The sequence below is a fragment of the Endozoicomonas gorgoniicola genome (assembly GCF_025562715.2).
Classification (GTDB): domain Bacteria; phylum Pseudomonadota; class Gammaproteobacteria; order Pseudomonadales; family Endozoicomonadaceae; genus Endozoicomonas_A; species Endozoicomonas_A gorgoniicola.
This window is the reverse complement of sequence record NZ_JAPFCC010000001.1, coordinates 3,469,251-3,483,940: the sequence shown is the minus strand read 5'-3', so window position 1 is coordinate 3,483,940 and position 14,690 is coordinate 3,469,251. Positions and strand designations below refer to the sequence as shown.

10 protein-coding genes are annotated in these 14,690 nt (G+C 45.1%); 7 read left to right on the top strand and 3 right to left on the bottom strand.

Annotated features, from left to right (window positions below; genetic code table 11):
* Positions 1-93: 93 nt before the first annotated feature.
* The 4 genes from NX722_RS16030 (at position 94) to NX722_RS16015 (ending at position 5,412) form a co-directional block, all read left to right on the top strand.
* Positions 94-1,785 (top strand): thiamine pyrophosphate-binding protein, encoded by a 1,692-nt coding sequence (locus tag NX722_RS16030; protein WP_262563835.1) that lies wholly within the window; start codon positions 94-96, stop codon positions 1,783-1,785.
* Positions 1,786-1,844: 59 nt separating this feature from the next.
* Entirely contained in the window at positions 1,845-2,948 is a 1,104-nt protein-coding gene (locus tag NX722_RS16025) for a 3-oxoacyl-ACP synthase III family protein (protein WP_262563833.1), read from the top strand.
* 23 nt (positions 2,949-2,971) lie between these two features.
* Positions 2,972-3,739 (top strand): hypothetical protein, encoded by a 768-nt coding sequence (locus NX722_RS16020; protein WP_262563832.1) that lies wholly within the window; start codon positions 2,972-2,974, stop codon positions 3,737-3,739.
* Positions 3,740-3,813: 74 nt separating this feature from the next.
* A complete protein-coding gene (locus tag NX722_RS16015) occupies positions 3,814-5,412 on the top strand; it encodes an AMP-binding protein (protein WP_262563831.1) in 1,599 nt (532 codons plus the stop codon).
* A gap of 101 nt (positions 5,413-5,513) precedes the next feature.
* Here NX722_RS16015 and rarD read toward each other — a convergent pair whose 3' ends face one another.
* Positions 5,514-6,416 (bottom strand): EamA family transporter RarD, encoded by a 903-nt coding sequence (gene rarD, locus NX722_RS16010; RefSeq protein ID WP_262563830.1) that lies wholly within the window; start codon positions 6,414-6,416, stop codon positions 5,514-5,516.
* 198 nt (positions 6,417-6,614) lie between these two features.
* On the opposite strand from rarD, the gene NX722_RS16005 reads away from it, so the two are divergent.
* The gene (locus tag NX722_RS16005; protein ID WP_262563829.1) at positions 6,615-8,432 is read left to right on the top strand and encodes a hypothetical protein; all 1,818 of its coding nucleotides are present in this window, start codon (positions 6,615-6,617) and stop codon (positions 8,430-8,432) included.
* A 111-nt stretch (positions 8,433-8,543) separates the two neighbouring features.
* Positions 8,544-10,325, top strand: a complete 1,782-nt coding sequence (locus NX722_RS16000) for a hypothetical protein (RefSeq protein ID WP_262563828.1) — start codon at positions 8,544-8,546, stop codon at positions 10,323-10,325.
* Positions 10,326-10,356: 31 nt separating this feature from the next.
* Here NX722_RS16000 and NX722_RS15995 read toward each other — a convergent pair whose 3' ends face one another.
* Positions 10,357-11,442, bottom strand: coding sequence for a hypothetical protein (locus NX722_RS15995; protein ID WP_262563827.1), 1,086 nt, complete (start codon positions 11,440-11,442; stop codon positions 10,357-10,359).
* Positions 11,443-11,683: 241 nt separating this feature from the next.
* A complete protein-coding gene (locus NX722_RS15990) occupies positions 11,684-13,192 on the bottom strand; it encodes a carboxypeptidase M32 (protein WP_262563826.1) in 1,509 nt (502 codons plus the stop codon).
* Positions 13,193-13,308: 116 nt separating this feature from the next.
* On the opposite strand from NX722_RS15990, the gene NX722_RS15985 reads away from it, so the two are divergent.
* Positions 13,309-14,274, top strand: a complete 966-nt coding sequence (locus NX722_RS15985; RefSeq protein ID WP_262563825.1) for a hypothetical protein — start codon at positions 13,309-13,311, stop codon at positions 14,272-14,274.
* The last annotated feature ends 416 nt before the right edge of the window (positions 14,275-14,690 follow it).

Here is a 14,690-nt window from a genome sequence, read left to right as displayed (position 1 = left end):
CGGATACTCCATAAGTGATAAAATCACTGTTGTGAATAGTGTTTTAAATATCATAGGTGTTCATCAGACAGTTGAAGCTAAAGAGGCGCTGTAATGAATGTGAGCGATTTTGTTGTTGAACAGCTGCATAGTATGGGGGTCAGACGAGCTTTTGGTATTGTGGGTGGAGGCATTGCCTATTTTTACAACAGTATTATTAAGAGCGCTATAAAGCTCCACCAGTTCCGTCATGAAAGTGGTGCTGGATTTGCGGCGACAGAAGCGTATTTCTCTGAAGGCAAACCAACCGTTGTTTTTACCACTACCGGCCCCGGACTGCTGAATGCACTGACTGGTATCTGTGCGGCTAAATGGGAGGGAGCCAAAGTGGTTATGCTGTCAGCGGCAAGTAGTCCTGACCAGCGTGGAAAATGGCCTATCCAGGAAACCAGTCACTTTACCTACCCCTGTTCAGGGCTGCTTTCGGGTGGCGGGCTATTTGACCTGTCTGTGCAGGTTGAGTCACCTGAAGAGCTGGCAGTTATTTTTCATCGTCTGGCTGCCGGGCTGAGTGGGCCGGGTGGATTTATTGCTCGCATCTCTCTCCCGGCTTCTATACAAACAGCATCAATTGAAGTTGATTCAACGCAATGGCAACAAGACTATGGGCCAGCACCCGCCATTTGCGCCAGTGCTTCCATGATTGAACAGTGTGCAGCCAGGCTCCGGGATGAAACTTTTGCCATTTGGCTTGGTTACGGAGCAGTCAATGATACGGAACTGTGCATTCGCCTCGCCAGAATGACCGGAGCCAGAGTCTTCAGCTCCTGCAGAGCAAAAGGGATTTTTCCTGAAAATGATCCTTTATATCTTGGCGTAACGGGCATTGGCGGACACGAATCCGTCATTGACTATATGGTCAATGAACGACCTGACTGGGTGCTGGTGCTGGGTTCCCGCCTTGGTGAGGCGACCTCTTTCTGGGATCACCGAATGCTGCCTGGTCAGGGCTTTATTCAGGTAGACATTGACCGAGAGGTATTGGGCAGTGCTTTTCCTCAATGTCAGACAGTGGCGATTCAGTCTGAAATCGCTCTTTTTTTGCAAATGCTGATGGATCGTCTTGAGCCATCATGGTTTGAAAGTCGTAAAATTGCGTCTGTTACCAATTATACGATGGTAAACACAGCACGTTCTTCCTCACCAGAGGCATCAGCTTCACCTGCCAGAGTAAGCCCACTGCGATTGATGTCAACGATACAAAAAGAGATAGTCGATGGCAGTGATGCCCTCATAATGAGTGAATGTGGCAATGCTTTTCTCTGGATGAACCACCACCTTCGTTTTTCTGAGCCCCGCCGCTACAGAACCAGCTCTTTTTTCGGGGCAATGGGTCACTTTAGTGCTGGCGTTGTTGGGGCAGCCCTGGCACTGCAGAAGAAAACAGTTGCTGTTGTTGGTGATGGATCTTTCCTGATGCATAACGAAGTAACGACAGCCGTTAAATATAAAGTACCTGTCGTTTGGATTGTTCTGAATGATGCAGGGTACGGAATCTGCAGATCGGGATTTTCCCAGTTAGGTCTTATTGATGAAGAAATGGATTTCGACGAAGTGGATTTTGTTGCAATGGCCAGAGCACAGGGTGGAAACGGCCTAACCATTACAGGCGCGGACAGTATATCTGATTCAATCAAAGAAGCCATGAGAGCCAAAGAACCTTTTGTGTTAGACGTAAAGATTGATCTTGCCATGAGTCCCTCCCTTTTAAGTCGAATTGAGAGTCTCCGTAAAGCAGAGTCGTGATTTAATTTTGTGAGAACGCTGTTATGTTTGGAAGTAGAACCTTGTCATTTACAATATCTATGCCTGATAAAGAAATTTCGAATGACTTCTGGCTTCAGAATTACCCGCAAACGGTTAAAACGGCGGAGCAAAATAACTGGATGTGGAAGTCTGGTGATGTTCCTGATAGATGCTTGAATGAGTTTGAAGCAGAAATGGCTCCTTACATGCAAGATCCCTTTCGTGGGGCCAAATTTCGTCGCTTCCTGCCACCTGATGAAAAACTGATAACACTAGAAAAAAAAGCTGCCGCTGAGGCAATCGAGTTGGCAAACTTATCACCAGACGACATTGATCTTGTATTATGTGCCACCTTCCCCCCTGACGAGGCGGTTATCGGAAACGCATCACTTATCGCTGCAGACATAGGTTCTAAAGGTGACGCCTGGAATATTGAAAGTGCCTGCTCAGGCTGGGCGGTCGCATTTATCACAGCTCATCGGTTGATTCAGTCAGGGCAATATCAGAGCATATTGGTTGTAGCCTCTTGCGGATACTCGAAAACAGTGGACTTGGCCTCTCCGTTAAGCTGGGGGGTCGGAGATGCTGCGGCGGCCTGCGTTATCGTATCAGATAATGAATCCACGGAGTTGATGGGAACTCATGGAGTTCATACTGGCCACACGTACGGTGCCGTCCGGTTTGATTTAGAGCCCGTCGACGGGAAAATATACCGTCGTTTGAGAGTAGGTAAGAGTGCTCGTGAACACCTCGGTGCAACGATGGGAAAAATCTTTGAGGCTTGTGTAAACTCTGCATTACAGCAGTCTGAAGTGGCGTTGGAAGATATAAAATTTTGCTTGTTCAGTAGCCCTTTAGCCTGGTATCCCGCTTATTGTGTTCGATATTTAGGACTCGATTATGACAAAACGCTGAATACTTATCCATTATATGGAAACATAGGCCCTGTACTGCCTGCCGTGAATCTTTATCACGCACTTTATGAAAGAAAGGTTTATGAAGATGATCTTATTTTAATTTATTCAGTGGGCAGTGTCTCCAGTTGCCGTGCCATGGTTTTGCGATGGGGCAGTGTGGCTGTCGGGCAGCCGCCTTCGAGATGGAAAAGTGCAGATGCATCATGTTTACTTCATGATGAATCGTCGCAAACCATTTTTTCATAACTTTGCTTCGGAAGCTTTTTGTGATGAAGAGAGTACATCTTTTTGAATTCACAGACATACCTCAATGTCCGTCGGTTTTTCGCCATATGATCACTGATTTTATTCGAGAGGTTATGAATTGGAGTAAACCTTACAAACCAAAGCTGGCTTTAATTGTGCAAGTAATTAAAGCGAACCGTAATAAAAAAATAATTGATCTTTGCTCAGGAGGAGGAGGGGGGTGGCATCACCTTCAAAAACAGCTTGAAAGTGAAATGAAACACCCGGTCGAAGTAATACTAACTGATAAGTTTGCAGACAAAACTATCTCATGTGCAATCGAATGGCCACAGAATATGTTTTACCATCAGGAACCTGTTGACGCTTTAGCTGTTCCTCCCAGTCTAAAAGGCATTCGTACCCTGCTTAACAGTTTTCATCATTTTAAACCTTATGAGGCCAGAGCTATTCTGAAGGATGCGGTCAATCAGGGACAGTCAATTATCATTTTCGAATGTTTGAGGCGAGACTGGCTCTCAGCCGCTTTTGTCATTTTTATGCCAATTATTACTCTATTGGTAACCCCTTTTATAAAGCCATTTTCCTGGAAACGTCTTTTTTACACCTATCTTATTCCTTTAATGCCTTTATTGATTACATGGGACTCTTTTGTCTCTGTGTTGCGTTGCTACACAGTATCGGAGTTGTTGGAGATGGTGAATGCTATTGAAGGTTCAGCTCACTACGAATGGGAGGCAGGTACCTATCAGTTTATAGGATGGCATACGTATCTGGTTGGGTACCCTAAATAAGCCTGACCAAAAAAAGGCTCCCCTATTGTAGCCGCTATTCCCAGCCAGTCATTTAGAGACATGAGCGAGCAAACATGCTGACTGTAGATACTTTTCCGGAATTGCTCGAGGTCTCCTTTTCCCGTTTCCGGGATAATCCTGCTTTTACCTTTCGGGAGCAGACACTAACTTATGGTGATGTTGATCGCCTCAGTGCCTGTTTTGCCCAGTTTTTACAAGAGTGTCCAGATCTTAATGCTTCAGATCGGGTTGCTGTCCAGCTCAGCAATACTCTGTACTACCCTGTGGCTGTTTTTGGTGTACTCCGTGCCGGAATGATACTTGTCAACATCAACCCGAGGTACACTGCGCCGGAACTGGAGCGTCAGTTAAAAGACTCCGGGGCCAGAGGTTTGGTAACGTCAGTGAACGGCATTAATTCTTTTACGCGTATCAGTACTGGTACTGATGTCAGGCTTACAGTTATTGTTGATGAACTTAGCCCTTGCCCGTTAAGCTCTCAACAGGCAGAGCATTCTTTTTCCTGTTCATCTGAAAAATTAACTTTTCCTCCTGCTATACCCGGCCCTGTGTATTTCCATAACGTATTGGCCTTGCGTTATAAGCGACCTTTTACACCCGATAAAGCAGATCCTTCCGACGTACTGATGCTGCAATACACGAGTGGCACGACAGGAGTACCAAAAGGAGCAATGTTGACACATCGGAATATCGTTTCGAATACTCAGCAAATGCTTTACCACCTGAGTGAAATCATTGATTTTGGTTCAGAAAAATTTGTTGCGCCTTTGCCTTTATACCATATTTACGGCTTTTCAAAGCACTGCATGTTATTGATAGCGGCGGGTGGCCACAGCCTGCTTATTGATAAGCCGGGAGATACCCATGCTGTCGTGAACATATTTAAACGGTTTAATGTAACGGGTCTGGTTGGCCTTGCCACGCTCTTCAATCAGCTTTGTCAAAGTGATGATTTTACTGGTTTGGACTTTTCTCACTTAAAGATAACATTGTCCGGTGGCATGCCTCTGCCTGCTGATATCGCAGAACGTTGGCAAAGTATTACCGGGTGTGTGCCAGTCGAGTGCTATGGAATGACTGAGGCCTCCCCTGTGATTTCAATGAACCCTCCTGACAACCTCTATCCAGGTACGGTAGGTATAGCACTCAGAGGAACTTGTTTTCGGATTGTTGATAACAATGGGGAAGATGTTCCTCATGGCTCGGTTGGCGAACTGGTGATCCGGGGACCCCAAGTTATGAAAGGGTACTGGCAGAAAAAAAAAGAAACAAAAAAAGTCATCAGTGACGATAACTGGCTTTTGACTGGAGACATGGTTCAGTTATGTGAGGATGATTACATCAGAATTGTCAATCGCAAGAATGATGTGGTGAATGTATCCGGATTTAAAATTCATCTTGCCGAGGTTGAAACAGTCGCTTTAAAGCATCCATATATTTCCGAAGCTGTTGCCGTAGGCGTACCCAGTGAAAAAAGCGGGGAGGCGATTAAATTATACGTTGTAAAAAAAAGTGGCATGGTTCTCTCTGTGGAAGACATCATTCATTTCTGCCAAAAGTATCTGACAGCCTATAAAGTGCCTTCGCTTGTCGAGTTCAGGAACACTCTGCCTAAATCGGGTTTGGGCAAAATTTTAAGGCATGTACTGTAAAAACTAAGAACAGGCAGTTGAGAAAATACCATCAAATTCCCCATCCATCCTGAGCTTCACTGCCACTTCTTTTATCTGTCTCTGTCGTCTGAAACGGGTTCTCAACGGATGATTTCAGGTTTAGCCCGGTGATACTTCCGCAGACTGTCGGTACTGAAGATCACCAGTGCCACCCAGATCAGTCCAAAGCAGATCAGCTGCGCACTTGTGAAAGGTTCTTTAAATAAAAATACACCAATCAGGAATGACATGGAGGGAATAATGTACTGCATCAGGCCAAGGGTCGACAGGGGTAGTTTTTTGGCCGCTATATTGAAGCAGATCAGTGGGAAGGTTGTTGCAAGTCCAGCCAGGCTAAGTAGTGCAGAGGTGTTCAGATCGTCCATACGGAAGTGGTAGTTTCCAGACTGATAGCTTACTGCAAAATACACCAGGGTTAGCGGTAATAGAAACAGGGTTTCAAAGGCCAGTCCCGGTGCCGCAGCGACCACGGTTCTTTTTCGAACCAGTCCGTAAGTGCCAAAGCTGCAGGCAACCGTAAGCGCAACCCAGGGGATAGTGCCCAGCATAACGGTTTGGATCACAACGGCAATGGTTGCCAGAGAAACAGCCAGCAATTGAGCTTTTTTCAGGCGTTCACCCAGGAAAACAAAGCCCAGAAAAACACTGACCAATGGGTTAATAAAGTATCCAAGCGTTGTTTCCAGCAGGCGGTTATTACTGACAGCCCAGATAAAGGTTAACCAGTTTGTGGCCACCAGAATGGCAGACAGTGACAACCATGCCATCGTCTTCGGATTTTTCAGAATGTCCATAAATTGGGACATCTGTCGTTTTGCTGCCAACAGGCCGAACAGCAGAATAGTGGACCAGAGTACCCTGTGTCCAAGTACTTCTAAGGGAGGAACATGGGCAAGTAGTTTGAAATAAAGGGGGATCAGCCCCCAGACTGAAAATGCCATCAAAGCGGCATTGAAGCCAGAATAGTCCTTGTTTTCAGACACGGTGCAATCTCTATAGTAAACGTCGTTTGTGGGTGATAATGCCTGAAAAACCACCATTCAGTAACAGTATATTATGCGTACTCCGGTAAGGGGGCGGGACTGTCGTCGGCATTTTGTTAGCCTTGCTAACCCCTTTGTTTTTAACTTCAGTGGCTTCCGTTTGTACTATGCAATAACGCATCTACAGGAGTCACAAATATGATTAATTCTGACTGTGGCAGTCACTTTCAGGCAATAACGGTAAGGCCTGAGGAGCCAGTAGAACATTCGGAGCCCGGCGGTGAGAAATGTTCTGTCTCCGGCCATTCTACGGAAGTGCGGGGACTCTCCGTTCCGGCTATTATTCCTCGCAGTCCGGTTCATCAGCCATCCGGAATGCCAGGGCAGGCAACCGTTCAGCGAGCGTCTGTATCCACGATTGACGGGGCAAAAACACCTGTAGAATCGTCCACTTGTAAATACTCAGAGAAGGTTATTGAAAAAGCCAACGACTTGTTTGATTGCCTCCATAAATTGACTGAAATTGAAGTATTAGCTCTAAGTTCCTACTCTACCGATGGTTTGTTTCCTTACTTATGTCCTGAATGGCCAGGTAGTCTGGTTTGTGGGGTGGTATCAAAGAAACTGACTTGCTTACTGAGTGATGAGGGGTTAAACGGCGAGGAAAAGGATCAAACAATGAGGCTCGTTGTGAAAAGATTTAATGAGAGCTCTAACTACAGTGACTTTCAGAAAAAGATGATCAATGATTTTTTTGAAGGTGTTTTTATCTACTTAAAACAAAAAGCTGTTTTTAACAATTGGGAATCGAAAGGGGCAGGATGCACATCAACAGCTACTTTTTATACGTCGATGCATAAGCTTATGACCGAAGGAGATAAGCATGAAGATGATACGAGCTGGTTTTGTTTTAATAACGAAGTTGGCTACCTGGATCGCTGTTGCAGTGCTTTCATGTTTTTGATCAATGAATTAACAATGCATCCTGATATAGAAGTCAATATGGCTTTACTTAATAAAGCCGCTGGAATTATTGGCTCTTTAGTATGTGTTAACGAAAACCATTATCCTGTAAATGTCAATAAAAGTGAAGACAATACTTTCTTTGCTGAACTGTTAAAGAAAGGACGATTATACAATAAAAGTGATTTATCTGATAAAGATTTTAAAAGCTTGTTGAGTATTTTTTTTGAAGAAGAAATGAAAAAAAATGGCAGTAGTTATTTTTGCATTGATGATATATTGAAAAATGAACCTGAATATAATAGTCAGCCTCCATACTTCGAATTCACTTTTAAAGAAAGCAGTAACAATATAGACAGAGAATCGCTTACATTCGAAATGGAATACAAAAGTAAAGATAAACAGGCAGATTGTGATGAGTTACTAAAAAATTATTACAAATCTGTAGCGGATAAAAATGAAATGCTGGAGATAATAGAGGAGGTTGTGAGTGTATGTTGTGAAATACAAAGGAGACACCCAATTGGAGATGGAAACGGAAGGCTCTACTTTTTTATATTATCATCCGTCCTGCTCTATCAGAAAGGTATTTGGTTAAAAGAAACACTTTATGACCCATGGCTACTGATTGACTCAAAACCGCCCGGTTATATTGCTGCTAAGCTGGTTGACCTTTGTATCAAGCGTCCTGTTTTCAGTAGTCCGCTGGACTGGAAAGCTGGATTAAACGAAGAAGAAAGAGCCCGTGTATTTTGTTTTATGGGTGAACTTGAAGAATTTAAAGAAATTATTAATAGAAAACCTGAGTTACTCAATGCAAAACTCAGGACAAGTAATATGTATTTATTAGAGGCAGCTGCAATGAATAACAGGACTGAAATTGTTAAGTTTATTTTGGAGAACTACCCTGAAAAAACGAGCCAGAATATACTGCATAATTTGCTGAACTCTTATTATTCCAAGAACTATGAAGCCGAACTGGTAGACGTTATCCAGAACGCTATTCCACGTATTTCATTGAAACGAAAGCGGCCATTTAATGATGTCCGGTAAAAGCCAGAGGCAAGCCCATATTACCAGGCAACAAAACGGCACTGCCCACTCAAACAAGGGATGCTCCACCAGAGAACCCTGTGTCCAGGTACTTCCGCAGGAGTAACAAATATGATTAATTCTAACCGTGACAGTTCTTGTCAATCAGCAATGATAAGGCCTAAGGAGCCAGTAGAACATTCGGAGTCCGACGGCGACGATGAGAAATGTTCTGTCTCCGGCCATTCTACGGAAGTGCGGGGACTCTCCGTTCCGGCTATTATTCCTCGCAGTCCGATTGATCAGTCATCCGGAATGTCAGGGCAGGCAACCTTTCAGGGAGCGTCTGTATCCACGACTAGCGGGGCAAAAACACCTGTAGAATCGTCCACTTGTAAATACTCAGAGAAGGTTATTGAAAAAGCCAATGACTTGTTTGGTTACTTCAATGCTTTGATTAAAACAGCGGAACCTTTAAATTCCTATTCAACCTATGGTCTGTTTCCTTACTTGAGTCCTGAAAGTCAAGGCCGTTATTTTTGTCGGTTTGCATCAAAGACACTGACGTGTTTACTGAGTGATGAGGCGTTGAACAGTGAGGAAAAGGATCAAATATTGAAACTCGTTGTGAAAAGATTTAACGAAAGCCATATCTACAGTGAGTTCCATAAAAAAATAATCGATGATTTTTTTAAAAGCGCTTCTGTCTACTTAAAACAGAAAGCAGTTTTTAGTCATTGGGAGCAAAAAGGAGCAGAATGCACATCAACAGAACCCTTTTATACATCAATGCACCATCTCATGATAGAAGGAGTACGTCGTCAAGGTAATGTAGGCTGGTTTTCTTTAAATGATGAAGTGGGCTACCTGGATCGGTGCTGTAGTGCTTTTATGTTTTTAATTAACGAATTAACAATGCAGCCTGATAGAGAAATTAATATGGCTTTGCTTAATAAGGCTGCTGGAATTATTGGCTCAGCAGTCTGCTGTCCAGTTAGCTGTTATCCAGTGAGTATCAATAAAAATGAAGACAATGCTTTCTTTCTAGATATGTTAAAAAAGGGGCGAATATACAATGAAAGCAATTTGTCTGATAGTGATTTTAAATGTCTTTTGAATAATTTCTTTGAAGATGAAATGAAAAAAAATGGGAATAATGATTTTTCTATTGAAGACATACAAAAAAATGTACCAGAGCATGATGAAGCACTTCCCTACTTTAAATTCACTTTTAAAGGAAAATGTACAGACGAAAACTGGCTTTCATTCGTACTTCAATACAAAAGCAAAAATAAACAGGCGGATTGTGATGAGTTACTAAAAAATTATTACAAATCCGTAACGGATAAAAATAAAATGCTGGAAATAATTGAGGAGGTTGTGAGTGTATGTTGTGAAATACAAAGGCGCCATCCCATTCTGGACGGGAACGGAAGGCTCTTCTTTTTTATATTGCCAGCTGTCCTGTTCTATCAGAAAGGAATCTGGTTAAAAGAATCACTATTCAATCCATGGTTACTGATTGACTCAAAGCCACCCGCTTATATTGCAGAGAAAGTTGTTGGCCTTTGTATCAAACGACCCATGTTCAGTGCTGAGCTGGATTGGAAAGCGGGATTAAGCGAAGCAGATAGTGCTCGTGTATTTTGTGCTATGGGTGAACTTGAGAAATTTAAAGAAATTATTAATAAAAAACCTGAATTACTCAACACAAAACCTCGTTCAAGCACCATGTCGTTATTTTGTGCAGCCGTAAGGAATAACAGGACTGAAATTGTTAAGTTTATTTTAGATAACTACCCTGACAGAATCGGTTTGGCTGAGCTTCAGAACTTGCTGATAGGCAAGGATAGTCAAGGCTACGACCCCGAGTTGCTGCAAGTTCTTCAGGACGCTGTTTCACGTCTTGAATAAAAAACTGGCAGCTTCGGTTATAGTGGGGAAATTACCGAAATAGAGAATTCAGATACTCTAAAGGCACGTAAAAATTCATCCACAATGTTTTATTAATATCTGATAAAGTCTTTCCAACAGGCAACTCATAGACCGCATAATTGGCAAGGCTGCTGAACAGGGCAAAAGTTAATGCCGTAAAGCTTGCCTTACCGAAACGGGTGAAGAATGGGGTGGCTGATACACCGTTGTTTGCCCCAAATCTGGCTATAACCTTGGCGGTGAGTGTGGCAGTCATGGCAACGGTCGCTGTGGTGATTACAGTTTTTGCCAATGTCCCGGCACCCATTGTTGTTCTGGCTGAAGCATCAATTATGGCTACGGAACCAGCCGCTGTTATGGCCCCGAATCCGGAAATTATCCTGGCCAGATCTTCAGAAGGGGTTGTGGCACCGAGAGCCTGCTGAATTTTATTTAACCCCGTACATGTGGCAAGCGCTGAAGCTGTAGCTAGGAAGGCAATGATAGCTCCCTTAGCCCGGGCAGACAGGTTTGCAGTAGAATGGAATTCGTCCAGGGGAGCCATCTTGAACATAAAGGATTCCATTGCTGCAAAGCCCGGAACAAAAACAATCAAAGGATTACTAATACCAAATCCTGTTTTGTCAGCCACCTCACAAATAAGCCCTCCCAGAATAATGCTTGTTGTTAAAGAAAGCTGGGATGACTGTGCAAGGCTACTGGCCATCGTTTTATTATCCGGGCTGTTTGTTTGCCCCGAAATCAGAGAGGCTGCCAGTCTGTCAATCGCTCTTGCCATTGCCTCACCACCCAGGTGGGCCAGAAAGGCCACTGGTACAATAGATAAAAATGGAATTCCCAGATCGTTGCCGACCGAATAGCTGTAATAAATCACCAGTCCACCAATCAGGGGGCGCATGTATTGCCAATAGGGCGGATCATTCCATGAGGGCTGAAAATCACCCGCTGCTACCACTTCTGTGATGGTCATGGCTGAGGCCAGCGGCAGACAATAATCATTGTTTTGCAGATTCTTTATCCAGCGAATATGCCCTGCTATCCGACAAATGCCATACAAGACGAATTGGTTACCAGCTATTGACAGAGGCAGTGTCATTGCTGGTAACCGGTCAAGAATGTTTTCAGGCAGTGTTATATTGTTTGAGTGGGAAGGATAAAGGGTGTCTGATTGTGTTTGTGAGTAAGTTTTCCCCACTGAAATAAACAACCAGAGAAAAAAATAAAAACAACGGTCCATTAGTTTTTTCCTGACTACCTTCAGGCTGTTGAGCAACAGCAAAAAATGAGCTGGCAGTATAGGCGACTAATGGACAAATACATTGCGTAGACATATTACTTCAGCCTTTTAAGTAACGTTTTTTCAAGTGTTCTTTAAAAAAGCTGGCATTCAGGTCTTCCCCTGTCGCTCTGACCATCAGTTCTGATGTGGTATAGCGACTGCCCTGGCTCCAGATATTGTCTTTCAACCAGTCGAAGACAGGGGACAAGTCACCACTGCTGATTCTGGAGTGAACATCGGGAATGCTGGTCTGGATAGCAGCAAACAGCTGCGCTGCGTACATGGCACCTAACGTGTAACTGGGGAAATAGCCAAACGCACCGCAAGGCCAGTGGATATCCTGCATACACCCATCTTTATAATTACCTTGCGTAGACAGATTGAGGTATTTCTGCATTTTCTCATTCCATGTGTCAGGCAGATCAGCCACCGTCATATCACCATTGATCAGCGCCTTTTCAATGTCATAACGCAGGATGATATGTGCCGGGTACGTGACTTCATCCGCTTCAACCCGAATAAAGCCAGGCTTAACCTGCCGGTAAAGGGTTTGCAGATTATCCAGCTGATAGGCAGGCAGTTCTTTTCCATTGGTGAGGTGCTTCAACAACAGAGGACGAATCAGGGACAGGAACTCGCGACTGCGACCAAGCTGCATTTCAAAGAACAGGCTCTGCCCTTCATGGATGCCCATTGAACGAGGATTACTGACCGGCAAGTTCAATCGGTCTTCCGGGCGATTCTGTTCATAACGGGCGTGGCCGGTTTCATGGATAACGCCCATCAGCGACTCAATAAAGTCATCATCCCGGTAGCGGGTCGTGATACGAACATCTTCAGCCACACCACCACAGAAAGGATGAATGCTGACATCCAGCCTGCCCCGGTCGAAGTCAAAGCCCAGCAATGTCATTACTTCAAGGCCCAGAGCTTTCAGGTTGTCGGTTGCAAATGGCCCTTCAGGCATCTGATAGTGACTGGATTTCTGTTGTTCGGTCGCCTGCCGGACATAATCCGGGAGCCAGTTTTTTACGTCCCCAAACAGTCCGTCCAGTTGTTTGCAGGTCATACCGGGTTCATAAAGCTCCAACAGGGCATCATAAGGATTAAGCCCTGAGGCTTCTGCCCGAATGCTGGCCTCTTCTCTGGTCAGGCGAAGCACTTCTTCAAGGTTTTTACTGAAGCCCTGCCAGTCATTGTCTGGTCTTTGGGAGCGCCAGGCGTGTTCACAGTTTGAAGTCACCAGTAACTTGGCTTTTACCAGATCGGCGGGCATGACAGAAGCGTTCTGCCATTGCCGTACCATCTCTCTGAGGGATGCTTTTTTGAAACTGTCCAGAGGTTTTTCACTGGCAGCCTGTAGCCAGTCTCCCACTTCACTGGCGGTCAGTAGTTCGTGGGTGAGTGTTGATAGTTCAGCCAGGGCTTCCGAGCGAGCCCGGTTACTGCCGGAAGGCATCATGGCAGCCTGATCCCATCTGGCGATGGCGCTCAGATGGTTTAGCCGGTGTAGCTTGGTAAAACGTTCGACCAGTTTATCGTAGGCGATGTTGCTTTGATCACTCATCAGGCTTGCCCCGGTTGGATTTAATCTCAGTGTATCGGTTGCTCACGTCTGTGGAAACCAATGTATAAACATCATTGACTCATTGTGAATATGACAACTTTTTCTATACTGGCTCCATGAAAAAAATACAGTGTCTGCTGGCGGGCTTTATTCTGTCGTCGTCAGTGTGTGCCGGTGAGGCGTGTGCTGCTGAAGTGCATTCCGGTGAATCTAAAGAAGTCAGTCAGAAGGCATTAAACCATGCTGAAGAACCTTCGTATTGTCAGTCTTTACAGCCATCAGCTGCAGACCGCCTGTCTCTGCCTGAATGGGTTCTGGGCTCGGGTTCGGTACTTAAGCGACAGGGGTGCTGGAGGTCGCATATCCACTGGGGTGAACGCGCGCTGGAGGAAGTCAGGAAAGGCAAACAGTTCAGCCAGGAACGGGCGTTGTTGCTCAGTCTTGCCTCCAGCTATTTCTATCTGGGCGAATACACTCTTTGTCTGAGTTTTGCCAAAGCTGCAGAGACTCTGTCAGATCCGAAAAAAGACTGGCGATCCATCGTCGAAAGCCTTTATCTGCAGTCAGCGGTTGCCAGAGTCAAAAATGATGGTCGTGCCGTCAGTCTTGCCGAAGAGGCTCTGACCATTATTGACAGACAGAAAAAACCGGCCCCGTTCCTGCGTGGTAAGGTGTTATACAACCTTGCAGCGGCACTGACTGACGGAAAAGAGCGCAGTCTGGAGCGTGCCAGAGAGGCGCTGATGAATGCTGAAACGTTGTTCAGGGAAACGGGTAATCAGTATGATGTGGTCAGAACGGTGATCAGGCTGGCGAGGGTCAGTTATCTGCAGGGGCATTATAATCAGGCATTAACCCGACTGAATGGTATTCAGTTCCAGTTGGGACCACCCCGAACCCGGATGCTGTTTTATCAACAGCGAGCGAAAGTGCTGCTGGCCATGAAAGAGTGGCAGAAAGCGGAAGAAGATGCAGAAAAGGCTAAAGAGCTTGCAATGGCTCTGGATGCCAGCAAAGATCTTGACCGTATTGTGTTATTGCAAAAGCGTATTCATGAACGCTCTACAGTCATCAGTGAGTAACCGGGTGGTGATATCCAAATTGCATTCACAATAAAAAAGAGCCCTTAAAAGGGCTCTTTTTTGTTTGCCCAGCGAAGCGGGCAAACCCGTCAGGCTGAAAGAAGCCTGAGCCGCCCCGACTGAGGGGAAGGCAATCTGAATGGCAAGGGCGTAACTGGCCAACGGTTGGGTCTGAAGGAAGCCATAGGAAGTCAGAGGTACACAGCGCAAGCGAACCTGATTCGGCAGGTTGGGAGCGGCAAGCGTGCGAAATAGCGCAAAGCCCGATACTCAGTCAGTCCCAACTCTGTGCTTGAGGGTGGCATTTCTGACAGGGAACCGTTTAGTAACTGGGGAAGCCTGGCATCAATCTCTGAATCTCAGGGGCTGTTATCGCAAGAGGAAACTCAAGGGTAACAGTGGTGTGAGGTGGCAGA

Excerpts from the sequence above, each read along its gene's own strand:
- NX722_RS16000 (WP_262563828.1), top strand. The coding sequence starts at position 8,544 with ATGATTAATTCTAACCGTGACAGTTCTTGTCAATCAGCAATGATAAGG.
- NX722_RS16030 (WP_262563835.1), top strand. The coding sequence starts at position 94 with ATGAATGTGAGCGATTTTGTTGTTGAACAGCTGCATAGTATGGGGGTC.
- NX722_RS15985 (WP_262563825.1), top strand. The coding sequence starts at position 13,309 with ATGAAAAAAATACAGTGTCTGCTGGCGGGCTTTATTCTGTCGTCGTCA.
- NX722_RS16020 (WP_262563832.1), top strand. The coding sequence starts at position 2,972 with ATGAAGAGAGTACATCTTTTTGAATTCACAGACATACCTCAATGTCCG.
- NX722_RS15995 (WP_262563827.1), bottom strand. The coding sequence starts at position 11,442 with ATGACACTGCCTCTGTCAATAGCTGGTAACCAATTCGTCTTGTATGGC.
- NX722_RS16015 (WP_262563831.1), top strand. The coding sequence starts at position 3,814 with ATGCTGACTGTAGATACTTTTCCGGAATTGCTCGAGGTCTCCTTTTCC.
- NX722_RS16025 (WP_262563833.1), top strand. The coding sequence starts at position 1,845 with ATGCCTGATAAAGAAATTTCGAATGACTTCTGGCTTCAGAATTACCCG.
- NX722_RS15990 (WP_262563826.1), bottom strand. The coding sequence starts at position 13,192 with ATGAGTGATCAAAGCAACATCGCCTACGATAAACTGGTCGAACGTTTT.
- NX722_RS16005 (WP_262563829.1), top strand. The coding sequence starts at position 6,615 with ATGATTAATTCTGACTGTGGCAGTCACTTTCAGGCAATAACGGTAAGG.